This window comes from Nonomuraea fastidiosa (assembly GCF_042751225.1).
Classification (GTDB): Bacteria; Actinomycetota; Actinomycetes; order Streptosporangiales; family Streptosporangiaceae; genus Nonomuraea; species Nonomuraea fastidiosa.
The window spans coordinates 3,965,283-3,987,647 of the sequence record NZ_CP170570.1 but is presented as its reverse complement, the minus strand read 5'-3'; the positions used below and the strand labels follow the sequence as shown (position 1 = coordinate 3,987,647).

Sequence of the window (22,365 nt, the reverse complement as noted above, 5' to 3'; positions counted from 1 at the left end):
GGTCGCAACCGCTCCGTTATCGACATCACTCGCGTCCGTGACCTGGCACCTGAATCAGGCACGAAGCAGGCACACGGTACGACATCCGGAAACTTTCTCCCAACTTCGCCCCTCGTTTCCCCCTTGCCCCAAGGGCTCATCGTGACGGAGATTCCCAGCGAAGGTCGAACACTCTCATCGGAGCCCGCATGCATCCTCGCAAGGCCCGCTGGAGGCTCGCCGTGCCGCTGGCCGCGTTACTCGTGACCAATCTCACCGGCACCGCGCCCGCCTCGGCCGACACCCCCGCCATCAAGGTCGAGAACAACGCGACGCAGCCCGTCTTCTCCCGGGCGGACGCCGTCAGGCAGACGGTGTTCGTCGAGGTCGAGGGCACCGACAGCGACAACGACGGCAAGCCTGACCGGGTCGCCGTCGACATCCTGCGCCCCAAGGAGACCGAGCAGGGACTCAAGGTCCCGGTCATCATGGAGGCGAGCCCGTACTACGCGCCCGGCAACGACGTCGCCAACCACCCCGTGGACGTCGACGAGCACGGCAACCCGCTGCCCGCGCTGATGACGCTCAAGTCCCGCCAGGACGCCGGGCCCTTCGACGGCTACTACGACAACTACTTCCTGCCCCGCGGCTACGCCATCGCCCTCGTCGAGAACGTCGGCAGCGCCCGCGCCACCGGCTGCCCCACCTCCGGCGACCGCAACGAGACCGCGGGCCCCAAGGCCGCCATCGACTGGCTCAACGGCCGCGCCAAGGGGTTCGACGCCGACGGCGACCCCGTCCACGCCACCTGGTCCACCGGCAAGGTCGGCATGATCGGCGTCTCGTACAACGGCACCCTGCCCAACGCCGTCGCCGCCACCGGCGTCGAAGGGCTCGAGACGATCGTCCCGATCGCCGCCATCTCCAGCTGGTACGACTACTACCGCGCCAACGGCGGCGTCCTCGCACCCGGCGGCTTCCAGGGCGAGGACCTCGACGTGCTCGCCAAGTACGTACTGACCAGGGAGAACGGTCAGGAGGCGTGCGGCGCCGTCATCGACGAGATCGCCGCCAAGCAGGACCGGATCACCGGCGACTACAGCCCCTTCTGGGACGCCCGCAACTACCTCAACGACGTGCGCAAGGTGAAGGCCAGCGTCTTCGTCGTGCACGGGCTCAACGACTGGAACGTCAAGACCAAGCAGTTCGCCCAGTGGTGGTACGCGCTGGCCAAGCAGCGGGTGCCGCGCAAGATCTGGCTGCACCAGGGCACCCACATGAGCCCGTTCAACTTCCGCACCGCCGAATGGCTGCGCCAGCTCCACGGCTGGTTCGACCACTGGCTGCACGGCATCGACTCCGGCATCATGCGCGAGCCGCAGGCCGACGTCGAGATCGCGGCCGGCCAGTGGGAGCGGCACCGCTCGTGGCCGCTGCCCGGCACCGTCACCGTGCCCCTGCGCCCCGGGCCCGGCTCCTCCCTCGGGCTGCTGCCCCGGCCCGGTGCGCGCAAGGAGACGTTCGTGGATCAGAAGGTCAGGACAGCCGAGCAGCTCGTCGAGGCCACCGGCCGCGACCCGAACCGGCTCGCCTACACCACCCCCGCGCTGCCGACCGACGTCCGGATCTCCGGTACGCCGACCGTGAAGGTGCGCGCGTCCTTCAGGGACGGTGCCTCGCCGTACCTGACGGCGCTGCTCGTGGACTACGGCACCGACGTCCGCCCGAACGGCACCCTCGTCTCGACGGGCGAGCAGTACTGCTACGGCCAGGGGGTGCCCGGTGACACCGGCTGCACCGTGCTGCGGAACCTCGGGACGGCGAGCACGCCGTACAAGATCGTGACGCGGGGCTGGCTCGACGTCCGCAACCGCCACCGCGCCGACCGTACCGAGCCGCTGCGGCCCGGCAAGGAGTACGACTTCACCTGGGACTTCCAGCCCACGGACTACCTCTTCAAGAAGGGTCACCGCCTGGGCCTGGTCATCATCTCGACCGACTACGACTACACCCTCCGCTATCCGCCGGGCACCAAGATCACCGTCTCCCCGTCCCGCTCCACCCTCAACCTCCCCGTAACCCTCGGCCGCCTCCCGTAGCCCTCTCCCTCCGCACCGAAGGGACCTCACCGAACTACGGCGAGGTCCCTTCTGGGGGTTGGAGAGGGGCCCTCCGGCGGCGTGCAACGATGCCGGGCGAGGCCCGCAGCACAGCGGGAACCTGCGCAGCCGAACGGGCGCCGCAGCGCGCCCCGCGCCAGACGGCCCCGCGCCAGAAGGCCCCGCGCCGACGTGCGCCGAAGCCCCTCGCACACGGCGCGAGCGCGACACCCTCCCTCCGCACCAAAGACCCCGCCGCACCACGGCAAGGTCACTCGGAGGTCGGACCGCAAACCCCGCCACAACTCCGGCGAGGCCCTTCGGAGGTCGGGGCACGGACCCCGCCGCACCACGGCAACGCCCTTCGGAAGTCGAAGCACGGACCCCGCCGCACCACGGCAACGCCCTTCGGAAGTCGAAGCACGGACCCCGCCGCACCACGGCGAGGCCCTTTTTGAGGGTTGAGCCGGGGACCTCGCAGAAGTGCGGCGAAGCCCCCTTCGAGGTCAGAGGCCGGGCGGGGACCCCGGCGAGGGCTCGGCGCGTCCCGGAGTGCGACGTCCCCCTGCAAGCGAAAGGACCCTCGCCGAAATGCGGCGAGGGTCCTCAAGACGGCGGGAGGTCAGCGCCCCCGTGCACAAGGCCGAGCCCGGGTCAGGCCATGGCGTTGGTGATGGAGTCGATCGGGCCGACCTCCCACAGCGAGGTCAGCGCCGTGGTGGCCATCACGCGCACCCCGGCGGCGATCGCCTTCTCGTCCACGTCGAAGGTCCCCTGGTGGATGTCGTACGTCACCCCGCCGGGCGAGCGGGTGCCGAGGCGGGCGAAGGCGCCGGGGATCGACTCGAGGTACCAGCCGAAGTCCTCGCCGCCGAGCGACTGCTGGGTCGGGACGACGGCGCCGGAGCCCAGGGCCTGCTCGGCCGCGGCGGACATCATCTCGACGCTGAGCTCGTCGTTGACCACGGGCGGCACACCGCGGGTGTAGTCGAGCGTGGCCTCAACGCCGTAGGCCCCGGCGACGGACTCCAGCAGCGACTTGATCAGGTCGGGCGCGGCGTGCCAGGCGTCCTCGTCGAGGCAGCGTACGGTGCCCTCGGCCACGCCGTCGTCGGGGATGGCGTTGGCCGCGGACCCGGCGACGACCTTGCCCCAGACGAGGCTGAGCGAGGAGCGCGGGTCGACGCGACGCGACAGCGCGGCGGGCAGCTCGGTGAGGATCTTGGCCAGCGCGAAGACGAGGTCGGCGGTCAGGTGCGGGCGGGCGGTGTGGCCGCCGGGCCCGGACACGCGCACGGCGATCTTGTCGCAGGCGGAGGTGATGGGGCCGGTCCTGATGCCGAGCTGACCGGCGTCGACGCGCGGGTCGCAGTGGAGACCGAAGATGCGGTCGACGCCGCTGATGCCGCCGTGGGCCATGACTTCGAGCGCGCCGCCGGGCAGCTCCTCGGCGGGCTGGAAGATCAGGCGTACGCGGCCGGGCAGCAACCCGGCGGCGGCCTGCTGGGCCAGGAAGAGCGAGGTGCCGAGCAGGACGGTGGTGTGCACGTCGTGGCCGCAGGCGTGGCAGGCGCCGGCCACGGTGGAGCGGTAGGGCACGTCCTTCTCGTCCTGCAGGGGCAGGGCGTCGATATCGGCGCGCAGGGCGATGGTGGGACCGTCGCCGCTGCCGACGTCGCAGATCAGCCCGCTGCCCTTGGGAAGTACGGAGGGCTTGAGCCCGGCGGCGGTGAGCCGCTCGGCGATCCGCTGCGTCGTGCGATATTCGGCGAAGGCCAGCTCCGGGTGCATGTGGAGGTCGCGGCGGAATGCCACGAGATCCTGCTCGGTCTCCGCCAGGAACGCGTCGAGCTCTCCTCGAAGCTCACGTCCCCGCATATGTCACCGTCCCGTCCTATGCCATGCACTGCCCGGAAAGTGCTAGGCGATGCATGGCTTCATGCGCTCCAAAAGAACCTCTCCATCGCCGCGGCGGCCACCACCTGGTTGAACAGCGGCCGGGTGCGGCGGTCACAAGATCGCCCCGCCCAAAAGTCGGCGTCACATCGTCAGGCGCACGGCCCCGCGTTGCATGTTCGCGAGCAGCCGTAGCCGCAGCCAGGAACACGGCGGTCGGCCGTGAAGCCTGATGGCGATAGCTTCGACTTTATCGCCCTCACGCGACTCCGGACCGACAGACTCCCCAAAAGTTGGCTTGGAGCACGTCCGAAATCGCAGGTTGTCACGTTCCGTACGGAGGCGACTGATCCTGAAATAGTCACAAGGGATCAGTAGATCGTGACCCGATGCTGCCAGTTCAAACGTGGTCAGCGATTACGAATCCTGTCACCTTCCGTCATGGTCATCAGTCTTCGGCGGTTGCTGCTTTTGGGAGGATTGCGTGTTTCACTCGCTATATGATCACTAAAATCCCGTTCGGGGAGAAGTATGCCGGGTTGAGCATCTTCGAGCCGGGCGAGGGGACCCTGGTGGTCGTACCCTCGCTCTCCCTTCCGCAGGACGAGCTCCGCCGGATCACGGCGGCCAGGTCCTACGAGGAGCGCCTGCTGTTCCTGCTGCTGACGCTCCGGGAGCCCGGGGTCAAAGTGGTCTATCTGTCCTCCGCACCCGTCGATCCCGACATCATCGACTACTACTTCGGCTTCCTGCCCGATCCGGATGACGCGGCCAAGCGTCTGACGCTGATCACCCTCGACGATCCCTGGTCCCAGCCGTTGACCAGGGGCGTGCTCGACCGTCCCGACGTGATCGAGCAGCTGCGCGCGGCGATCGACGGGGACGCTTGGCTGGTGCCGTTCGTGCTGAGCGAGCTGGAGGAGGAGCTGGCCTCGCTGCTCGGCGTGCCCCTTTACGGACCCGCCACGGCGCTCTCCTACTACGGCTCCAAGAGCGGCGCCAGAGAGGTGGGCCACGAGGCGGGGGTGCCGATGGCCCGCGGCTTCGGCGACGTGCGGACGGTCTCGCAGATCGAGGAGGCGATCGAGGCCCTGCCGGGCGAGCGGGTGATCGTCAAGCTCAACGACGGCTACTCGGGGCTGGGCAACGCCATCGTCACGAGGTCCGACCGGTCGCTGATCAGCTTCTCGGCCGACGGCGAGGACTGGGAGAGCTTCACCGCGAAGATCCGGGAGCGGGGCGCGGTGGTGGAGGAGTTCATCGAGCACCGGCCGATGTACTACCCCAGCGCGCTGGCCGGCATCACGCCCGGCGGTCAGGCCCGGGTGCTGGCCACCCACGACCAGGTGCTCGGCGGCCCCAACGGGCACGTCTACCAGGGCTGCACGTTCCCCGCCGCGCCGGAGTACCGCGCCGAGGTGGGCGCGTCCGCCTCCCGCATCGCGCAGGTGCTCGCCGAGCGCGGCGTGGTGGGGCTGTTCGGCATGGACTTCTTCGCGCTCAAGGGCGACGCCGGGTACGCGGCGCTGCTGTGCGAGATCAACCTGCGCATCGGCGGCACCACGCACCCGTACGGGGCCGCCGTGCTGACGACCGGCGCCACGTACGACCCGGACACCGGCCACCTCATGGCCGGTGACCAGCCCAAGTACTACACCGCGACCGACAACTGCTCGTCGGTCTGCCTGCGCGGCCGCACGCCGGGTGAGGTGATGCGGACCGCCGAACGGCTGGGCATCGGCTTCGACGCCCAGCGGCGTACCGGAAATGTGTTCCATCTGCTCGGGGCGCTGCCCGAGCACGGCAAGCTGGGCTTCACCTCGATCGGCGACTCCCGCGAGGAGGCCGACGAGCTGCACGCGCTCACCCGCCGTCTCCTGTGCGGCCTCTGACCTCTCCCGAGCCGCGCCACGCGCGCCAGCCGATCACCCCGAGGACGACGCCGAGCACGACGTTCACCACGATCAGTACCCCGTGCACCACGTAGAAGGCGGTGGGGTGGCCGTCGGCCAAGTTAAACCCGAGGTTCACCCACTCGAAGATCATGAATGCGCCTAGGATGATGAGGAATCCGGCGATCTTTCGTGACACATGTGCCTCTCTAGCATCGAACGTGGATCTTCGGGGGATGTGTCGCCACATGTGCACTAACACGGAGCTACGCTGAGACCCGCCATGTGGACGAAACTCGTGCCGGTCACGGCACTCATCGCCTCGGTCGCGCTCACCGGCGGGACCGCGCACGCGGAACCGACGACGCCGATCGGCGGCGAGGCGCTGGGCAGCCGCGGCCTGGTCGCCCCCGCAGGCGTCAAGAAGCCGCCCAAAAGCAAGGCTACTTCGTACGTCATCGCGGACGCCGACACGGGCGACGTGCTCGCGGCCAAGGACGCCCACGGGCGCTACCTGCCGGCCAGCACGCTCAAGACGCTGACCGCGCTCACGCTGATCCCCAAGCTGGACAAGAACCGCAAGATCCGGCCCAGCAGGAACGCCTGCAACCAGGAGGGCAGCGCGGTCGGCCTGTCGCCGAAGGCGACGTACAAGGTCGAGGACCTGTTCAGGGCGCTGATGATGGCGTCGGGCAACGACGCCGCCATGGCGCTGGCGGAGACGAACGGCGGCGTGGCCAAGACCATGGCCGACATGAACGCCGAGGCCAAGCGCCTGCAGGCGTACGACACGGTGGCCAAGACGCCCAGCGGGCTGGACGAGAAGGGGCAGAGCAGCTCGGCCTACGACCTCGCGCTGATCGCCCGCGCGGGCCTGGCCAACCCCGACTTCCGCCGCTACATCAGCACCAAGACCGCCAAGTTCCCGGCGCCCAAGGGTTATTACGAGATCAGCAACCACAACAAGCTGCTGTGGCGCTACGACGGCATGATCGGCGTCAAGAACGGCTGGACGTCGAAGGCACGGGCGAGCTTCGTCGGCGCGGCCACCCGGGGCGGCCACACGATCGTGGTGAGCATCATGCGGCACGAGGGCTTCTTCTGGGACGAGGTGGCCAAGCTGCTGGACTGGGGCTTCGCCGTACGCGGTAAGGCCACCCCGGTCGGCAAGCTGGTGGACCCGCTGCCCGCGAACGCGCTCGCCGGGCCGCAGGCCGCCAAGGCCACGCCGTCGGCGGCACCGTCGGGCGCCGCGTCCGTCACGCCGGCCGCGCAGCCGCCGCTGCTCGACACCGCCGCCTCCAAGCAGACCGACTCCACCAGATTGGTCGGCTCGATCGTGATCGGCGGCGGGCTGCTGTTCGGGCTGCTCTGGCTGGGCTTCGGCATCCGCCGCAAGCGCTCACGTTCAGGTCTCTGACGCGCGCTCCCGCTCCACCCTCCCCAGGGCCGCCTGCTCGGCTTCCCGCGCCTCCTCCCTGGCCCGGCTCGTCTGCTCGGCGGCGGGGATCGGGGAGGGGGCGGGTGGCGGGCCGAAACCCGCCGTGGCCGTCCACGCGGCCACGAACAGCACGAGCCTGGCCGAGAAGTTGATCCAGACCAGCAGGCCCACGATGACGGCGAAGACGCCGTACAGCGCGGAGTTGCCCAGCGTGTTCGCGAGCAGCAGCGTCGCGATCTGCTTGAGCACCCCGAACCCGATAGCGCCGAGCAGCGCCCCCTTGGCGATCACGCGGAACGGCTGGTCCGTACGCGCCACCCAGCCCAGCAGGATCACGAACAGCAGCCAGTCGGCGCCCACGCCGGCCCCACCGCCGCCGTGCGGAGGCCGAAGGCGGCGAGCTCGGACTCGGAGCCGAACAGCAGGCGTATGACGTTGGTCGTGGCCGTGGTGGCGAACCCGGCGACCAGCACGGACGAGATCGCCGTCACCCCGATCAGCAGCAGCGAGGCCAGGTCGCGCAGCTTGCCGAGGAAGAAGCCGAGCGGCGGCACGGTGGTCATGTACATCTCGCGCAGTGCGCCGCGCAGCGCGTCCATGGCGCCGAGTCCGGCGTAGAGCAGGCCGAGCAGGCCGATGATGCCGGCGGTCTCCTTGGCCGTGGCGATGGCGGCCAGGTCGAGCTGGCTGGAGATGCCGGGAAGGCGCTCCTCGATGGCCTTGGTCAGGGCCGCCTTGGCGGTCTCGCTGGCCGCCACCACGTAGCCGAGCACCGCGTACGAGAGCGCCACCAGCGGGAAGAACGACAGGAACGCGAAGTACGTCACCGCGCCCGCCAGCCGGTCGCCCGACTGGAGCTGGTAGCGCTGCACGGCCCTGATGAGGTGGTCGAGCGCGGGCCTGCGCACCCGCCAGTCGGTCAGCCTGCCGCGTCCCCACGCCTTCGCCGCCGCCACGCGCTCCGCCAGACTCGCCATCACACCCTCTTACCCCGGGCCCGGGGCGGTGATCATCCGACCACCGCGCGGGCGCTGTCCGCCAGGGCGGCGACGGCCGCCGCCACCTCGTGGTGAAGCACCTGCCCAGCAGGCTGCACGGCACGCCCCGCGACCGCCACCGCCGACCGGAGAACGCGAGCGTTTCACACGTTTCCGCGCCCGTCATATGTGCTCTGAGCAGGGCGGAAACCAGGACGTGCGGACTTCGCGCGCCCTAGCCTGTGCTGTGTTCCGACCGACCCAGGAGGCGTCACGCCCATGGCCGAAATCAGCACCGGGCACATGGTCAGGCTCCAGCGCGAGCGAAGGGGAATGAGCACCACCGCGCTGGCGACGCAGTCCGGCTGCACTCCCAGGCACATCGAGCTGATCGAGCACGGCAAGCGCACCCCGTCGCTCCCCCTGCTCAGAGAGATCGCCAAGGTGCTCGGCGTCCGTACGGCGGTGCTGCTCGGCGAGGCGCCGCGCGACTCGCACGAGCCCAGCAGGCCGCAGATCGGCGACATCGAGCGGGCCCTGTTCACCAGCCGCTCGCAGCGGCCCGACATCGAGCCGCCCGACGCCGAGCAGCTCTCAGAACGGGTGGCCGCCGCGCGCAACGCCTGGTTCACCTCCACGCGCCGCTACTCGATCCTCATGTCCGCGCTGCCGTCGCTGGTCACCGACGCCGAGAGCGTGGCGCTGGAGCGCACGCCGCGGGCCTGCGCGGCGGCGACGGACGCGTACCTGCTGGCCAGGGGCGTGCTCAAGCACCTGCGCAGGGTGGATCTCGCGCACCTCGCCGCCGACCGGGCCATGCGCTTCGCCGAGGAGTCGGAGGACCCGCTGATGACCGCGTGGGCGTACTGGAGCCTCGGCCAGTCGATGCTGTCGGACGACATGCACCAGATCGCCTACGACGTGGCCAGGCGCGGGCTCGAACTCCTCGAACCGCACGTCCCCGACGGCGACGAGCGGCACCTGAAGGCGCTGGGCGCGCTCCACCTGCTCGCCGCCATCGGCGAGGCCCGCAGGGGCGACGACGAGGCCGCCAAGGAGCGCCTGCGCGGCACCGCCGCCCGGCTGGCCGAGCGCGTGGACGACTCCTCCGACTGCTACGACCTCGCCTTCTTCGGCCCCACGAACGTCGCCATCCACATGGCCAGCATCGAGAACGACGTCGGCCGCCCCGAGAACGTGCTGCGCATCGCCGACGACATCGACCTGCGCCGCACGCCGTCCATCGAGCGGCGCACCGCCCACCTCGCCCAGGTCGCGCGCGCCTGCGAGGACCTCGGCGACGACGCGGCCAGCCTGCTCCACCTGCTGCGCATCGAGCGGGAGAGCCCCGAGGAGCTCGATCACAAGCTGTTGCTGCGGGAGATGGTCAGGTCGCTGGCGCGGCGGGCCCGCCCGTCATGGGCTCCCGAGGTGCGCCACCTGGCCGAGCGGCACGACATCACCGTCTGAACCCCCGCGAACCCCGCCGGATCGACCAGCCGGCCCGAACTCTCAGTTCGGTCCCTGCGAACGCGGAGATCTTTACCCCGAGTTCGTCACCGTCAGCCGCCGAGATGCCACGCTGCGTCCCATGACCAGAGCGCCGAGTGCCGATTTCGTCATGGACCACCTGCTCCAGGAGGCCGCGCGGGAGTTTCCTGGATGGTCGTTCGAACGCGACCGCTCGGGCTGGACCGCCACTCGCGACCAGACCCGCCTGCGCAGGCCCAGCCTGGCCGCCCTGCGCGCCATCCTGCGCCTGCACCGGGCCGTCCGGCACGACAGCACCCGTCCTGACAGCACCCGCCATGACAGCACCCGCCATGACGGCGCCCGTCTCGAAGGGGCCCGTCTCGAAGGGGCCCGCCGCGACAGCGAGCGCCCGCGCGTTTGACCGAGGGCCCGGCCGCGTCTCAAGCGGGCCGGGCCATCGAAACCGCAGAGCAGTCTGTCAGGGCAGGACTGTCAGACCAGGAAGCCGACGCGGTCGCGCACCTGCTCCATGGTCTGCTTGGCCACCGCCGACGCGCGCTCGGCGCCGATCGCGAGCAGCCGGTCGAGCTCCTTCTCGTCGGCGAGCAGCTTCTCCGTGCGCTCCCTGATCGGCGTGAACGTCTCGACCACCGCCTCGGCGACGTCCTTCTTGAACGTGCCGTAGCCCTGGCCCTCGTAGCGGGCCACCAGCTCGGGGATGGGCGTGCCGGTCAGCGCGGACTGGATGCGCAGCAGGTTGGAGATGCCCGGCTTGTTCTCCTCGTCGAAGAGCACCTCGGAGCCGGTGTCGGTGACCGCGCGCATGACCTTCTTGCGCAGCGGTCCCGGCTGCTCCAGCACGTCGAGGATGCCCGCGGGGCTGGAGGACGACTTCGACATCTTCGAGGTCGGGTCCTGGAGGTCGGTGATCTTCTCGACCTCCTTCAGGATGTGCGGCTCGGGCAGCGTGAACGTCTCGCCGAAGCGGTGGTTGAAGCGCTGCGCGAGGTCGCGGGTCAGCTCGAGGTGCTGCTTCTGGTCGGCGCCCACCGGCACCCGGTCGGCCTGGTAGAGCAGGATGTCGGCGGCCTGCAGGATCGGGTAGGTGAACAGACCCACGCTGGCCGCGCTCTCGCCGAACTTGGCCGCCTTGTCCTTGAACTGCGTCATCCTGCCGGCCTCGCCCATGCCGGTGAGGCAGATCAGGATCCACGCCAGCTCGGTGTGCTCGCGTACGTGCGACTGCACGAAAACCGTGGACTGCTCGGGGTCGAGACCGGCGGCGAAGAGCTGGGCGGCGGCCACGCGGGTGCGGCGGCGCAGCGCGGCGGGCTCGGTCGGCACCGTGATCGCGTGGAGATCGACCACGCAGTAGAACGCGTCGTGGGTCTCCTGCAACGTGACCCACTGACGGAGAGCACCCAGGTAGTTGCCCAGGTGGAATGAGTCCGCTGTGGGCTGGATGCCGGAGAGTACACGAGGTCTGGCCATAGCAGGCAATTGTGTCAGGAATCCTGCTCGGGTGCCGACTCGGCGGGCGGTCGGCGTTTCACTCTGACGCGAGCGATCCTGCGGCCGTCGAGCTCGGTCACGATCAGCTCGAAGCCGGAGAACTCCACGCGCTCCCCAATCTCCGGCATGTGGCCGAGCATGGCCATGACGAAGCCGGCCAGCGTCTCGTACGGGCCGTCCGGCAGGCGGATGCCGGTCTCGGTGGCGAAGTCGTTGAGGTTCGTCAGGCCGTCGATCTCGATCTCACCGGCGGGCAGGACGACGACCTCCTCCTCGATGTCGTACTCGTCCCTGATGTCGCCGATCAGCTCCTCGACCAGGTCCTCCATGGTGACGATGCCGGCCGTGCCGCCGTACTCGTCCACCACGATCGCGAGGTGCTGGCCCTCGTCGCGCATCTCGTTGAGCGTGGTGAGCAGGCGCTTGGACGCGGGCACGAACTTGACCGGCCTGATCGGCACCACGGCGCTGATCGGCTCGGTGCGCCCGATCAGCCCGGGATCCAGCAGATCGCGTACGTGGACGAAGCCCACCACCTCGTCGTACGACTCGCGGTAGACGGGGAACCGGGAGTGCGGCAGCGTCGCGGCCAGGCGGGCGGCCTCGTTCAGCGGCGTGTCGGCGTCCATGAACTCCACCTCCGTACGCGGCAGCATCACCTCCCTGAGCTGCCGTTTGCCGGCGGCGAAGACCTCGACGATGAGCTTGCGCTCGTCGGCGGTGAGGTCGGTGTGTCCCACCACCATGTCGCGCAGCTCCTCGGTGGTGACCTCCTCCCTGTCGGCCGCCGGGTTGCCGCCGAGCAGCCGGACCACGAGGTCGGTGGACTTCGACAGCATCCAGATGACCGGGCGCGACAGCGAGGCGATGCGGTCGAGGAACGGGGCGACGAAGAGCGAGAGCCCCTCGGTGCGCTGCAGCGCGAGGCGCTTGGGGGCCAGCTCGCCGAGGACCAGGGAGACGTACGAGATCGCCAGCGTCACCAGCACCAGCGCAAGCACCTCCGCCACGGCCTCCGGCACCCCCCAGCCCACCAGGACGGGCGCGAACTGCGCGGCGAGCCGGTCGGCACCGAACGCGGCCGACAGCATGGTGGCCACGGTCACCCCGATCTGCACGGCCGACAGGAACCTGTTGGGGTCCTGCGCCAGCTTGGCCACCCGCTCACCGCGCTTGCCCTGCTGGGAGAGCTTGCGGACCTGGCTGTCGCGCAGGGACACCATGGCGATCTCGGCGGCGGCGAAGAAGCCCCCGATCAGGATGAAGAGCAGGACCAGGGCGATGTTGGCCGCGACGGTGTCAAACATGGTGGTTGGCAGCGTACTCGCCGCCTTTCCGGCGTATGCTGAACCGCGAGCCTTACAAAATCAAACATATTTCCACAGGGGTACACATGAGGCTACTGGTCACCGGAGGGGCCGGATACATCGGCAGCGTCGTCGCGGCCCAGCTCATCGAGGCCGGGCACGAGGTGACCGTGCTCGACGACCTGTCCACCGGGCACGAGGACGCGGTGCCCGAGGGCGCCCGGTTCGTCCGCGCCGACATCGCCGAGGCCGGGCAGGCGCTCGACGGCGTTGACGCGGTGCTGCACTTCGCCGCCAAGTCGCTGGTCGGCGAGTCGGTGCAGCAGCCCGAGCGCTACTGGGCCAACAACCTGGGCGGCACGCTGGCGCTGCTCGACGCCATGCGGGAGCACGACGTGCACCGGATCGTGTTCTCCTCGACGGCGGCCACGTACGGCGAGCCCGAGCGCACGCCCATCGAGGAGACCGATCCCACGCGGCCCACCAACCCGTACGGCGCGACGAAGCTCGCCGTGGACAGCGCGCTCACCGCGTACGCCGAGCAGCGCGGCCTGGGCGCGGTGAGCCTGCGCTACTTCAACGTGGCCGGCGCCTACGGCCGCTACCGCGAGCGGCACGCGGTCGAGACCCACCTCATCCCCAACGTGCTCAAGGTCGCGACCGGCGAGCGGGAGTCGGTGAGCGTGTTCGGCACCGACTACCCCACGCCCGACGGCACCTGCATCCGCGACTACATCCACGTCGCCGACCTGGCCAGGGCCCACCTGCTGGCGCTTGACGCGGTCACGCCCGGCCGGCACGAGATCTACAACCTGGGCAACGGCACCGGCTTCTCCGTGCAGGAGGTCATCGACGTCTGCCGCGAGGTCACCGGCCACGAGATCCCCGCGGTGGTGGGCGAGCGGCGGCCCGGCGACCCGGCCGTGCTGGTGGCATCGTCCGCGAAAATCCAGCGTGAGCTGGGGTGGAAGGCCGAGCGGGCGGCGCTGCGCGACATCGTCGCCGACGCCTGGGGAGCGCTTTCTCGGAAATGACCCCTCGCGGGGGCGATCTGTGCTGTGATACCGAAATGTGAGGAGCTTTTCACCAAGGGTCACGAGGGTGCTCTTCGTCGCCCTCGTCGTGGTGGGCAGCCTCCTGACCGCCGCCGGCGTGGTCATCGCCACGCCGGAGCCCGTACCGGCCGCCGGCACGGTGCCGTGCGTCGAGGCGAGCCCTACATGACCGGCCCTTCATGACCGGCCCTTCATGACCGGCACGCACGCGACCGGCTCGAACGCGAACGCGCGCCCCCGCCGAGGCGGAAGGCGCGCGTGCCGCAGATGAAACCGGACGCTGCTCAGATGAGGCCGAGCTCCTTGACCGCCCGGCGCTCCTCCTCCAGCTCGCGCACGCTGGCGTCGATGCGCTCGCGGGAGAAGGCGTCGATCTCCAGGCCCTGGATGATCTCGTAACGGCCGTCCACCGCGCGCACCGGGAAGGACGAGATGAGGCCCTCCGGCACGCCGTAGGAGCCGTCGGACACCACGGCGGCCGAGGTCCACTCGGTGCCGTGGACCCAGTCGTAGACGTGGTCGATCGCGGCGTTGGCGGCGGAGGCGGCAGAGGACGCGCCGCGCGCCTCGATGATGGCCGCGCCGCGCTTGGCCACGGTCGGGATGAACGTGTCGCGCAGCCACTCCTCCTCGACCAGCTCGGCCGCGGTCTTGCCGCCGACCTCGGCGTGGAACAGGTCGGGGTACTGCGTCGCGGAGTGGTTGCCCCAGATCGTCATGTGCTTGATCTCGGTGACCGGCACCTGGAGCTTGGCCGCGAGCTGCGAGATCGCGCGGTTGTGGTCGAGGCGGGTCATCGCGGTGAAGCGCTCGGCCGGCACGTCGGGAGCGTGCTGCTGGGCGATGAGCGCGTTGGTGTTGGCCGGGTTGCCCACGACCAGGACCTTGATGTCGTCGGCGGCGTGGTCGTTGATCGCCTTGCCCTGCGGGCCGAAGATGCCGCCGTTGGCGCCGAGCAGGTCGCCGCGCTCCATGCCGGCCTTACGCGGCATGGCACCGACAAGCAGCGCGATGTTGGCACCGTCGAAGGCGACATTGGGGTCATCGGTGATCTCGATGCCGGACAGCAGCGGGAACGCGCAGTCGTCCAGCTCCATCGCGGTGCCCTCGGCAGCCTTCACCGCCGCCGGGATCTCCAGCAGGCTCAGCTTCACCGGCGTGTCGGCACCGAGCAGCTGCCCGGACGCGATGCGAAACAGCAATGCGTAGCCGATCTGGCCGGCGGCTCCGGTAACGGTCACCTTGACGGGCTCAGTGGCTGACGACGCCATGGCCTTCCCCTAACTCGCTGCGTGGTTCATTGACGTTCGGGATGTTACCCGCTCGTCATCAGCAGGTTTCCATCGCGGGCACCTTCAGCTCCTCGTTGAAGTCGACCTTGCTGAAATAGCTGGTCAGGAGCTGCTTGATGACGCCCTTGGCGTACATGTCGGCGATGATGCCGGACACGGCCTTGCAGGTCTTGACGTCGCCCTTCTTGATGCCGACCGCGTAGCGCTCGTTGCTGAGCTTGAGTCCGAGGACCTTGTAGCGGATGTTCTCGCGGGCCGCGAACCCGGCCAGGATGAGGTCCTCGCCGGGCACCGCGTCCACCTGGCCGGTGCGCAGCATGTCCATGCAGGCGGCGTAGTCGCTGGCCGCGACCGGCTTGACCGGCACGCGGTCCTGGACGACGCCGACCGACGGGGTGTTGGGCGCGCAGATGGCCTTGCCCTTCAGGTCGCCGATGTCGTCGATGTCGCCCTTGCGCACCAGGACGTCCTGGTGCGCAAGGTAGTACGGCCCGGCGAACTGCGTGTCGCTGTCGTCGATCGAGTACGTGGCCACGACGAGATCGACCCGCCCCTCGGCCAGCGCGGACGCGCGGTCGAAGCGGCCGACCCTGACGAACGTCGTCTGCCTCGCGCCCAGCTCCGCCGCGATGCGCTTGGCGACATCGACGTCGAAGCCCTGGAAGGAGTCGCCGTTCTGCAGCCCGATACCGGGAAGGTCGCCCTTGACACCGATCACGATCTTCCCGGTCTCGGCCACCTTGTCCACGACCGAGGTGTATCTGGTCTTCCCCCTGACCCCTTGCGCGGCGGCGTCGGGTCGGTCTGCTCACCGAAGGCCAGCGGGTTCCAGCCGTTCGCTAACAGGGCGAGCGCCGCGGCGGCGAGCAGCACGAGCACCGTGACCACCGCGATCCACAGCCGGGCCCGCCGACGCCGGGCGGGCGCGGCGGGCTCGACCGGCCCGTACGGCACCGCACCTCCGTCCGGCGGCGCCACGCCACCGGTGTGCCCGGGGCCGGTCGGCGGATGCTGAATCCCGGAGGCCGCGGTGGGAGCCGTGGGAAGCCCCGTGGGCGCGACGGCGTGCGGGCCGCTGTGCGGCACCGGCGTGCCGCCATGGGGGACCCCGGTCTGAGGTGTCCGGGCACCCGCCGGAGGCGCTGACGTGCCGCTCTGCGGGGCCTGGGCACCGGTCTGAGGCGCTGACGTGCCGGAATGGGTGCCGGACACCGCCTGCCCACCGGTACGGCCGCTCTGCGCGACCTGGGAGCCGGTGCGCGCGCCCGGCACGACGGAAGAGCCGGACGAAGACTGCGCCCCCGTCGCCCCGGTCGCCCCGGTCGCGCCCGTCGCGCCCGTCGCGCCCGGACGGTCGGTGATCGACTTCGCCGACACCCGCAGGAACGGCGTGGTGTCGTCGCTCGCCACCTCGGCGCCCTTGGTCAGCACCGCCGTCGAGGCACCCTTGGCCGAGGAGGACTGGCCGAGCAGCCGCAGCAGGATCTGGTCGGCGGACGGCCGGTCGGCGGGGTTCTTCGCCAGCGCCGAGCGCACCACGCTGCGCAGCGGCTCGTCCATCATGGTGACGTCGACTTCGTGGTTGAGTATGCGGTTGAGCACGACCGCGATCGACTTGCCCTCGAAGGCCACCTTCCCGGTGGCGGCGAACGCGATGGTCGCGCCCCACGAGAACACGTCGGTGTACGGCCCGATGTCGTCGCCGGCGATCTGCTCGGGCGCCATGTAGGCGGGCGTGCCGATGGCGCGGCTGGTGATCGTGCCGGTGGAGTCGATGATCCGGGCGATGCCGAAGTCGACCACGCGCGGCCCGTCGGCGGCGATCAGCACGTTGTCGGGCTTGAAGTCGCGGTGGATGATCGAGGCGTGGTGGATGGCGGTCAGCGCGGTGGCCGTGCCGATGGCCAGCCGGTCGAGCACGGTGCCGGTGAGCGGCCCGTCGGTCTCGACGATCTCGCGCAGCGGCCGGCCGTCGATGTACTCGCTCGCGATGTACGGCGTGTCGCCGTCGAGGTCGGCCTCGATCACCCGGGCCGTGCAGAACGACGCGACCCGCTGCGCCGCCTTCAGCTCCCTCGCAAAGCGCGAGCGCGCGATCTGGTCACCGCTGAACTTGACGTGCAGCAGCTTGATCGCGGCCCGCTCGCCCTGGCCGTTGACCCCCAGGTAGACGATGCCCTGCCCGCCCTCACCGATCCGTCCTGACAGCCGGAAGGACCCCAGCTCGGTGGGATCGCCGGCGACCAGCGGCGAGATCTGCGGCATTCGTCATCCCCACGTGTACTGAACCCATCGACGCAAACTTTACGACGCTCGGCAACTTCTCAGGGATCGGTTGAGGCTTAGGCACGTCACGGGTTCGCCTCTTTCCGGCCCCGGCGCGCACTGCCGGGAGCCGGGACGGGTGAAGCCGCGAAAAGCCGTCCGCCGCGGCCCGGGCACGGGCCGCGGCGGACGGCGGAAGGGCCGTACGGGACCGTTCAGTAGGGCAGGCTCCAGGCGGCGAACGCCTTGCGCAGCGAGGGCGCCTTGAACTTCGGATACGCCACCGTGCTCACGTCACCGTCGGAGGTGTAGCGCATGTCCGGGTTCTTCTTCAGCCAGTCGAGCCACGCCTCGGAGCAGAACTGCGCGCAGTCGCCCTTCTTCTCCATGACCTTGATCCTCGGGATGCCTGCCGGGTCGAACGCCTTGCTGAACGGCGACTGCGCCGGGGTGTAGCCGGCCAGGAACGCGCCGGCGTGCTTGTACGACTTGCCGCGCAGCGCCCACTGCTTCTTGTTCGGCTGGTTGCCGTACGGCAGGGCGATGGTGACCGGCTTGATGTACGACAGCTCCTGGATCTGCTTGCCGATGGTGCCGATCTGCTCCTCGACCTCCTTCTGCGAGCGGCCGCGCAGGTTGAGGTGGTCGCGGGTGTGGTTGCCGATGTCGAAGCCGTTGTCCTTGAGCCAGAGCAGCGCCTGCGCCTGCTCCTCGCGGACGGTCCTGCCGAACATGTCGCGCGTCACGTAGAAGGTGGCCTTCGGCTTCCAGCCCGGGTGCTTGGCGGCGACCTCTTTGAGTATCGCGACCGCGGTGTCCTTCTGGGGCACGCCGAGCGCGTTCAGCGTGAGCTGGGAGGGGGATGAGTCGTCGAACGTGAGCACCACGGGGTGCTTGCCCGCGGGGATGTCGATCTTGCCGGTGACCAGCTCGGCCGCCGAGATGGGCACGTAGTCCTCTTTCACCAGCCGTTCCAGGTCGGCCCTGAACTGCGCGGGCGTCCGGTCGTCGGTGGTCTGCGGCTTGGGCACGATACGGTGGAACATCAGCACCGGGATCTGCCCGAGCTCGTTGGCCTTGACCGCGGCGGCGCGCTTGATCTTGGCCGCCCTCTCCGCCTTGGCCTTGGCGACGGCGTCCACCTTGTTGCCGGCCATCTTGGCGGTCTCGGGCTGTGAGCCGCAGCCCGTCAGGATGGCGGCGGCGATGAGCGCCCCCAGCCCACTCAGAATTCGCAGTCGCATCCTAACCCCCCGAAACGCGTACGACTGTTCTGAGCTGGCTCTTACCCACGTGATCAACTACGCCACGCCGTCGCGGCGGTCAAGACCTGGGAAAACGCCGCGATCAAGGCCGCCAAGACACGCCCGGGGACATCGATGGCGAAGGGCCGGTGACAAGAGAACGGCCCCTGCCGGAGGGCAGAGGCCGTCGCGGAGAACGAAGGTCCTGTTCAGGCGGACATCTTCTTCTTGAGGTTCTCGTCCAGAGCGGCGAGGAATTCCTGCGTGGTGAGCCACTTGGCGTCGCCGCCGACGAGGAGCGCGAGGTCCTTGGTCATCTGGCCGCCCTCGACGGTCTCGATGCAGACCTGCTCGAGCTTCTCGGCGAACTCGGTGACCGCGGGGGTGTTGTCGAGCTTGCCGCGGTGGGCGAGGCCGCGGGTCCACGCGAAGATCGAGGCGATCGGGTTGGTGGAGGTGGGCTTGCCCTGCTGGTGCTGGCGGTAGTGGCGGGTCACGGTGCCGTGGGCGGCCTCGGCCTCGACGGTCTTGCCGTCGGGGGTCATCAGGACCGAGGTCATCAGGCCGAGGGAGCCGAAGCCCTGGGCGACGGTGTCGGACTGGACGTCGCCGTCGTAGTTCTTCGCGGCCCAGACGTAGCCGCCCTCCCACTTGAGCGCCGCGGCGACCATGTCGTCGATGAGGCGGTGCTCGTAGGTCAGGCCGGCCTTCTCGAACTCCTCCTTGAACTCGGTCTCGTAGACCTCGGCGAAGATGTCCTTGAAGCGGCCGTCGTACGCCTTGAGGATCGTGTTCTTCGTGGAGAGGTAGACCGGGTAGTTGCGGGCCAGGCCGTACCGCATGGAGGCGCGGGCGAAGTCGCGGATCGACTCGTCCAGGTTGTACATCGCCATCGCGACGCCGGGGCCGGGGAAGTCGTAGACGTCGAGCTCGATCGGCTCGGAGCCGTCCTTCGGCGTGTACGTCAGGGTCAGCGTGCCCTCGCCGGGGATCTTCAGGTCGGTGGCGCGGTACTGGTCACCGAAGGCGTGACGGCCGACCACGATGGGCTTCTTCCAGCCGGGCACGAGCCGGGGCACGTTGCTCATGATGATCGGCTCACGGAAGATCACGCCGCCGAGGATGTTGCGGATGGTCCCGTTGGGGGACTTCCACATCTTCTTGAGCCCGAACTCCTCGACCCGCGCCTCGTCCGGGGTGATGGTGGCGCACTTCACACCGACGCCGTACTTCTTGATGGCGTTCGCGGCGTCGATGGTGACCTGGTCGTCAGTCGCGTCTCGGTTCTCGATGCCGAGGTCGTAGTACTTCAGGTCGATGTCGAGGTAGGGAAGGATCAGCTGGTCCTTGATGAACTGCCAGATGATCCGGGTCATCTCGTCGCCGTCGAGCTCGACGACGGGGCCCTCCACCTTGATCTTGGGCATGCGAATGGTTCCCCTTCAATGAATGGATGCGTTGAGGCTATCGGACCGTCAGGTCACGGGGCGAAAAGGGACAGGATGATCGCTTTCAGCTCGTTGTTACCGAGCAGGAGCGAGGTCAGCACGAGTACGAATCCGGATACGGACATGGTTATGACGTCGACCTTCTTGCTCCTGATCGCGAGCTGACCGCCGTATCCGGCGAAGCGCAGAGCGCCGGCGATCATGATGACGGCCCCCAGCACGAACCCGCCCCAGCGCGGGTCGGCCATGAACATGGTGAGCACACCGGCGGCCGCACCCACCAGGATCAGCGGGTACGGCCCCCAGGTCTCGCGTTCGGTCCCGTTGCTCAACGCTCTTCTATCGGCTTCCACTTCTGGTCGGTCTCACCGATGTACTCACTGTCGGGGCGGATCAGCCGGTTGTCGGCGTGCTGCTCGATCACGTGAGCCGTCCAGCCGGACATGCGGCTGACGGAGAAGACCGGCGTGAACAGGTCTGTCGGAATGCCAAGGTAGTGGTAGACGGAGGCGGCGTAGAAATCGACGTTCGGATAAAGACCCTTGGCCTCGAAGACGACCTCCTCCATCTCCTTCGACATCCGGTAGTAGGTGTCGTCTCCGCTGGCCTCGGCGAGCTCGGCGGACATGCGGCGCAGGTGCGTGGCGCGGGGGTCCTCGGTCTTGTAGACGCGGTGGCCGAAGCCCATGATCTTCTCGCCGCGGGCGAGCTTGTCGCGTACGGCCTGGGCGACGCCGCTGGGCGAGATCGACTCCAGCGTCTTCATGACCTGCTCGTTCGCCCCGCCGTGCAGCGGGCCCTTGAGGGTGCCGATGGCGGCGACGATGGCGGAGTGCATGTCCGACAGCGTCGCGGCGCACACCCGGGCGGCGAACGTGGAGGCGTTCATGGTGTGGTCGGCGTGCAGCACCAGGCACTCGTCGAAGATCTCGACCTCGCGCGGGTCGGGGGTGCGGCCGGTGACCTGGAGCAGGAAGTTCGCGGCGATGCTCAGTGACGGGTCGGGGTCGGGGAGCTCGGCGCCGGTGCGTGCGGCGTGGTAGCGGGCCACGAGCAGCGGCTGCTGCGCCACCAGGCGGGCGGCCTTGCGCAGATTGGCCTCGTGTTCGACGGAGTCCTTGTCGGGGTCGTCGGCGCCGGCGAGGGAGACGAGGGAGCGCAGCGCCTCCATCGGTTTCTGTTTCTCGGCGATTTCGGCGATGTTCGCGGACACCAGGGCGCCCAGCTCGCGGCCCCGCGCCAGCTCCTCGCGGTAGGCGTCGAGCTCTGAGCGGGTGGGCAGCTTGCCACGTTGGAGCAGGTGTGCGGTCTCCTCGAACGTCGCGCGGCCGGCCAGATCGTGGATGTCGTATCCACGGTAGAAGAGGCGACCGGCCTTTCCGTCGATGTCGCTCAGCGCGGTGGACGCGGCGACGACATCGGCCAGACCTTTCGTGGGCTTGTCCGCCATGAGTGTTTCCTCCGCTTATCTCCGCCCGAAGTCTACCCGTGAGCAGGCAAAACCGGCTGTAAAGGTCCAGACCAATTTCACGACGGATTCTCCTTACGGCAAAGGCGATTCCGCATCCCCTCGGTTGGGTAAGCCGGAGCTGTAGTAATAGTTACGGCGGGCTACCTGGGGAGGAACTGCCGTGGAGGGGCCGTTCATACGCATCGAGGACACTGGCGAGGTGGTCCCGTTGCGCCCCGAGATCACGACGGTCGGAAGGGGCCGGGGTGTCGACATCCGGCTCACCGACCCCAGCGTGTCTCGACTCCATGCCGAGTTCGTCAGACGAGGACCGTACCTGTATGTCGTCGACCTGGGGCTGTCCAGGAACGGCACGCGGGTGAACGGCAGGCCGATCGCCCGGAGGGTCCTCGACGACGGCGACGTCGTGTCCTTCGGCGCGGCGCGTGGCCGGATCGGTGGAGTCCCCCGTGAGGACTTCACCCCGGAGGTCGAGCTGCGCAGGGCGGCGGCACCCGAGCTGACCAGGCGCGAGGTCGATGTGCTGACCTCGCTCTGCAGGCCGGCGCTGTCCGACGAGGCGTTCGTCGCTCCGGCGACGGCACGCGAGATCGCCGACGACCTGGTCGTGACCGAGGCCGCGGTCAAGCAGCATCTGCTGCGGCTCTACCAGAAGTTCAGGATTCCCGAGGGCACCAACCGGCGCACGCGCCTCGCCAACGAGGTCGTGGCGCTCGGTCTGGTCCGCCCGACCCCCGTGGTGCCACCGCAGAGGTCGTCGGGAGCCGCCCCCGAGCAGGCTTCGGCCGCCGGGCGCAGGGCTTCGTAGTCTCGGAGTCTCAGGATCGCGACCTTCCTTCGCGACCGGGGCCACGGCGAGGGGTTCCGGCAGCGTCGGAACCTGAACATCCGACACCGTGCCCCTTTTCCCAAGGGGCACGGGCGCGGGCATCGGCGTACGCCTGCGGGCAGGGGGCGCACGCCGCGGCCCGCCGCCGGCATGGCCGGCGACGTGGCCGGGCTCAGCGCGCCCTG

The 22,365-nt window shown here is 69.4% G+C and carries 21 protein-coding genes; 8 read left to right on the top strand and 13 right to left on the bottom strand.

Features of this window, described 5'->3' with window-relative positions:
- The first annotated feature begins 188 nt into the window (after positions 1 to 188).
- Entirely contained in the window at positions 189 to 2,078 is a 1,890-nt protein-coding gene (locus ACFMQL_RS18475; RefSeq protein WP_364059654.1) for a Xaa-Pro dipeptidyl-peptidase, read from the top strand.
- A gap of 654 nt (positions 2,079 to 2,732) precedes the next feature.
- On the opposite strand, the gene ACFMQL_RS18470 is transcribed toward ACFMQL_RS18475, so the two are convergent.
- A complete protein-coding gene (locus ACFMQL_RS18470; RefSeq protein ID WP_364059651.1) occupies positions 2,733 to 3,956 on the bottom strand; it encodes a M20 family metallopeptidase in 1,224 nt (407 codons plus the stop codon).
- Positions 3,957 to 4,474: 518 nt separating this feature from the next.
- Between ACFMQL_RS18470 and ACFMQL_RS18465 the strand changes: the two genes are divergently transcribed.
- Positions 4,475 to 5,866, top strand: a complete 1,392-nt coding sequence (locus ACFMQL_RS18465; RefSeq protein WP_364059648.1) for a peptide ligase PGM1-related protein — start codon at positions 4,475 to 4,477, stop codon at positions 5,864 to 5,866.
- Here ACFMQL_RS18465 and ACFMQL_RS18460 read toward each other — a convergent pair.
- On the bottom strand, positions 5,838 to 6,116 hold the full coding sequence (locus tag ACFMQL_RS18460; RefSeq protein ID WP_378790176.1) for an SCO4848 family membrane protein: 279 nt from the start codon (positions 6,114 to 6,116) through the stop codon (positions 5,838 to 5,840). The two genes, ACFMQL_RS18465 and ACFMQL_RS18460, sit on opposite strands and share 29 nt — an antisense overlap.
- Before the next feature lie 33 nt (positions 6,117 to 6,149).
- Between ACFMQL_RS18460 and ACFMQL_RS18455 the strand changes: the two genes are divergently transcribed.
- Positions 6,150 to 7,286 carry a D-alanyl-D-alanine carboxypeptidase family protein gene (locus ACFMQL_RS18455; protein WP_378786224.1) on the top strand — a complete coding sequence of 379 codons (1,137 nt, stop codon included), beginning with the start codon at positions 6,150 to 6,152 and terminating at the stop codon, positions 7,284 to 7,286.
- Here the strand turns inward: ACFMQL_RS18455 and ACFMQL_RS18450 are convergent.
- On the bottom strand, positions 7,275 to 7,667 hold the full coding sequence (locus ACFMQL_RS18450) for a YhjD/YihY/BrkB family envelope integrity protein (RefSeq protein WP_378786222.1): 393 nt from the start codon (positions 7,665 to 7,667) through the stop codon (positions 7,275 to 7,277). The two genes, ACFMQL_RS18455 and ACFMQL_RS18450, sit on opposite strands and share 12 nt — an antisense overlap.
- Positions 7,640 to 8,284 (bottom strand): YhjD/YihY/BrkB family envelope integrity protein, encoded by a 645-nt coding sequence (locus ACFMQL_RS18445; protein WP_378786221.1) that lies wholly within the window; start codon positions 8,282 to 8,284, stop codon positions 7,640 to 7,642. The genes ACFMQL_RS18450 and ACFMQL_RS18445 overlap by 28 nt, the downstream gene beginning before the upstream one ends.
- A 279-nt stretch (positions 8,285 to 8,563) precedes the next feature.
- Between ACFMQL_RS18445 and ACFMQL_RS18440 the strand changes: the two genes are divergently transcribed.
- Positions 8,564 to 9,754 carry a helix-turn-helix transcriptional regulator gene (locus tag ACFMQL_RS18440; protein WP_364059636.1) on the top strand — a complete coding sequence of 397 codons (1,191 nt, stop codon included), beginning with the start codon at positions 8,564 to 8,566 and terminating at the stop codon, positions 9,752 to 9,754.
- Positions 9,755 to 9,875: 121 nt separating this feature from the next.
- The gene (locus tag ACFMQL_RS18435; RefSeq protein WP_378786220.1) at positions 9,876 to 10,178 is read left to right on the top strand and encodes a hypothetical protein; all 303 of its coding nucleotides are present in this window, start codon (positions 9,876 to 9,878) and stop codon (positions 10,176 to 10,178) included.
- Between the two features lie 71 nt (positions 10,179 to 10,249).
- On the opposite strand, the gene trpS is transcribed toward ACFMQL_RS18435, so the two are convergent.
- Together trpS and ACFMQL_RS18425 are read right to left on the bottom strand one after the other, a co-directional pair.
- Complete coding sequence (gene trpS, locus ACFMQL_RS18430; protein ID WP_364059630.1) at positions 10,250 to 11,248, bottom strand: tryptophan--tRNA ligase; 999 nt, start codon at positions 11,246 to 11,248, stop codon at positions 10,250 to 10,252.
- 14 nt (positions 11,249 to 11,262) lie between these two features.
- Complete coding sequence (locus ACFMQL_RS18425) at positions 11,263 to 12,576, bottom strand: hemolysin family protein (protein WP_364059627.1); 1,314 nt, start codon at positions 12,574 to 12,576, stop codon at positions 11,263 to 11,265.
- Positions 12,577 to 12,662: 86 nt separating this feature from the next.
- On the opposite strand from ACFMQL_RS18425, the gene galE reads away from it, so the two are divergent.
- On the top strand, positions 12,663 to 13,610 hold the full coding sequence (galE, locus tag ACFMQL_RS18420) for a UDP-glucose 4-epimerase GalE (RefSeq protein ID WP_364059624.1): 948 nt from the start codon (positions 12,663 to 12,665) through the stop codon (positions 13,608 to 13,610).
- A 67-nt stretch (positions 13,611 to 13,677) separates the two neighbouring features.
- The gene (locus ACFMQL_RS18415) at positions 13,678 to 13,800 is read left to right on the top strand and encodes a hypothetical protein (protein ID WP_364059621.1); all 123 of its coding nucleotides are present in this window, start codon (positions 13,678 to 13,680) and stop codon (positions 13,798 to 13,800) included.
- Between the two features lie 115 nt (positions 13,801 to 13,915).
- Here ACFMQL_RS18415 and ACFMQL_RS18410 read toward each other — a convergent pair whose 3' ends face one another.
- The 7 genes from ACFMQL_RS18410 to ACFMQL_RS18380 all read right to left on the bottom strand — a co-directional run bounded on the left by ACFMQL_RS18410 (position 13,916) and on the right by ACFMQL_RS18380 (position 21,330).
- Positions 13,916 to 14,902, bottom strand: a complete 987-nt coding sequence (locus ACFMQL_RS18410) for a malate dehydrogenase (RefSeq protein ID WP_364059618.1) — start codon at positions 14,900 to 14,902, stop codon at positions 13,916 to 13,918.
- Positions 14,903 to 14,960: 58 nt separating this feature from the next.
- The gene (locus tag ACFMQL_RS18405) at positions 14,961 to 15,671 is read right to left on the bottom strand and encodes a transporter substrate-binding domain-containing protein (RefSeq protein WP_378786216.1); all 711 of its coding nucleotides are present in this window, start codon (positions 15,669 to 15,671) and stop codon (positions 14,961 to 14,963) included.
- Positions 15,638 to 17,188, bottom strand: a complete 1,551-nt coding sequence (locus tag ACFMQL_RS18400) for a protein kinase (protein ID WP_378786214.1) — start codon at positions 17,186 to 17,188, stop codon at positions 15,638 to 15,640. Before ACFMQL_RS18400 ends, ACFMQL_RS18405 begins: the two co-directional genes overlap by 34 nt.
- Positions 17,189 to 17,403: 215 nt before the next feature.
- Positions 17,404 to 18,432 (bottom strand): polysaccharide deacetylase family protein, encoded by a 1,029-nt coding sequence (locus tag ACFMQL_RS18395; protein WP_364068392.1) that lies wholly within the window; start codon positions 18,430 to 18,432, stop codon positions 17,404 to 17,406.
- 209 nt (positions 18,433 to 18,641) lie between these two features.
- Positions 18,642 to 19,859, bottom strand: a complete 1,218-nt coding sequence (locus tag ACFMQL_RS18390; protein WP_364068393.1) for an NADP-dependent isocitrate dehydrogenase — start codon at positions 19,857 to 19,859, stop codon at positions 18,642 to 18,644.
- A 53-nt stretch (positions 19,860 to 19,912) separates the two neighbouring features.
- Positions 19,913 to 20,212, bottom strand: coding sequence for a DUF3017 domain-containing protein (locus tag ACFMQL_RS18385; protein ID WP_364068395.1), 300 nt, complete (start codon positions 20,210 to 20,212; stop codon positions 19,913 to 19,915).
- The gene (locus tag ACFMQL_RS18380) at positions 20,209 to 21,330 is read right to left on the bottom strand and encodes a citrate/2-methylcitrate synthase (RefSeq protein ID WP_364068397.1); all 1,122 of its coding nucleotides are present in this window, start codon (positions 21,328 to 21,330) and stop codon (positions 20,209 to 20,211) included. The genes ACFMQL_RS18385 and ACFMQL_RS18380 overlap by 4 nt, the downstream gene beginning before the upstream one ends.
- Before the next feature lie 181 nt (positions 21,331 to 21,511).
- Here ACFMQL_RS18380 and ACFMQL_RS18375 point away from each other — a divergent pair, with 181 nt between their 5' ends.
- On the top strand, positions 21,512 to 22,159 hold the full coding sequence (locus ACFMQL_RS18375) for an FHA domain-containing protein (RefSeq protein WP_345396031.1): 648 nt from the start codon (positions 21,512 to 21,514) through the stop codon (positions 22,157 to 22,159).
- Positions 22,160 to 22,365 lie beyond the last annotated feature (206 nt).

Excerpts from the sequence above, each read along its gene's own strand:
- ACFMQL_RS18475 (WP_364059654.1), top strand. The coding sequence starts at position 189 with ATGCATCCTCGCAAGGCCCGCTGGAGGCTCGCCGTGCCGCTGGCCGCG.
- ACFMQL_RS18470 (WP_364059651.1), bottom strand. The coding sequence starts at position 3,956 with ATGCGGGGACGTGAGCTTCGAGGAGAGCTCGACGCGTTCCTGGCGGAG.
- ACFMQL_RS18465 (WP_364059648.1), top strand. The coding sequence starts at position 4,475 with ATGATCACTAAAATCCCGTTCGGGGAGAAGTATGCCGGGTTGAGCATC.
- ACFMQL_RS18460 (WP_378790176.1), bottom strand. The coding sequence starts at position 6,116 with ATGTGGCGACACATCCCCCGAAGATCCACGTTCGATGCTAGAGAGGCA.
- ACFMQL_RS18455 (WP_378786224.1), top strand. The coding sequence starts at position 6,150 with ATGTGGACGAAACTCGTGCCGGTCACGGCACTCATCGCCTCGGTCGCG.
- ACFMQL_RS18445 (WP_378786221.1), bottom strand. The coding sequence starts at position 8,284 with ATGGCGAGTCTGGCGGAGCGCGTGGCGGCGGCGAAGGCGTGGGGACGC.
- ACFMQL_RS18440 (WP_364059636.1), top strand. The coding sequence starts at position 8,564 with ATGGCCGAAATCAGCACCGGGCACATGGTCAGGCTCCAGCGCGAGCGA.
- ACFMQL_RS18435 (WP_378786220.1), top strand. The coding sequence starts at position 9,876 with ATGACCAGAGCGCCGAGTGCCGATTTCGTCATGGACCACCTGCTCCAG.
- trpS (WP_364059630.1), bottom strand. The coding sequence starts at position 11,248 with ATGGCCAGACCTCGTGTACTCTCCGGCATCCAGCCCACAGCGGACTCA.
- ACFMQL_RS18425 (WP_364059627.1), bottom strand. The coding sequence starts at position 12,576 with ATGTTTGACACCGTCGCGGCCAACATCGCCCTGGTCCTGCTCTTCATC.
- galE (WP_364059624.1), top strand. The coding sequence starts at position 12,663 with ATGAGGCTACTGGTCACCGGAGGGGCCGGATACATCGGCAGCGTCGTC.
- ACFMQL_RS18410 (WP_364059618.1), bottom strand. The coding sequence starts at position 14,902 with ATGGCGTCGTCAGCCACTGAGCCCGTCAAGGTGACCGTTACCGGAGCC.
- ACFMQL_RS18400 (WP_378786214.1), bottom strand. The coding sequence starts at position 17,188 with ATGCCGCAGATCTCGCCGCTGGTCGCCGGCGATCCCACCGAGCTGGGG.
- ACFMQL_RS18395 (WP_364068392.1), bottom strand. The coding sequence starts at position 18,432 with ATGCGACTGCGAATTCTGAGTGGGCTGGGGGCGCTCATCGCCGCCGCC.
- ACFMQL_RS18390 (WP_364068393.1), bottom strand. The coding sequence starts at position 19,859 with ATGCCCAAGATCAAGGTGGAGGGCCCCGTCGTCGAGCTCGACGGCGAC.
- ACFMQL_RS18380 (WP_364068397.1), bottom strand. The coding sequence starts at position 21,330 with ATGGCGGACAAGCCCACGAAAGGTCTGGCCGATGTCGTCGCCGCGTCC.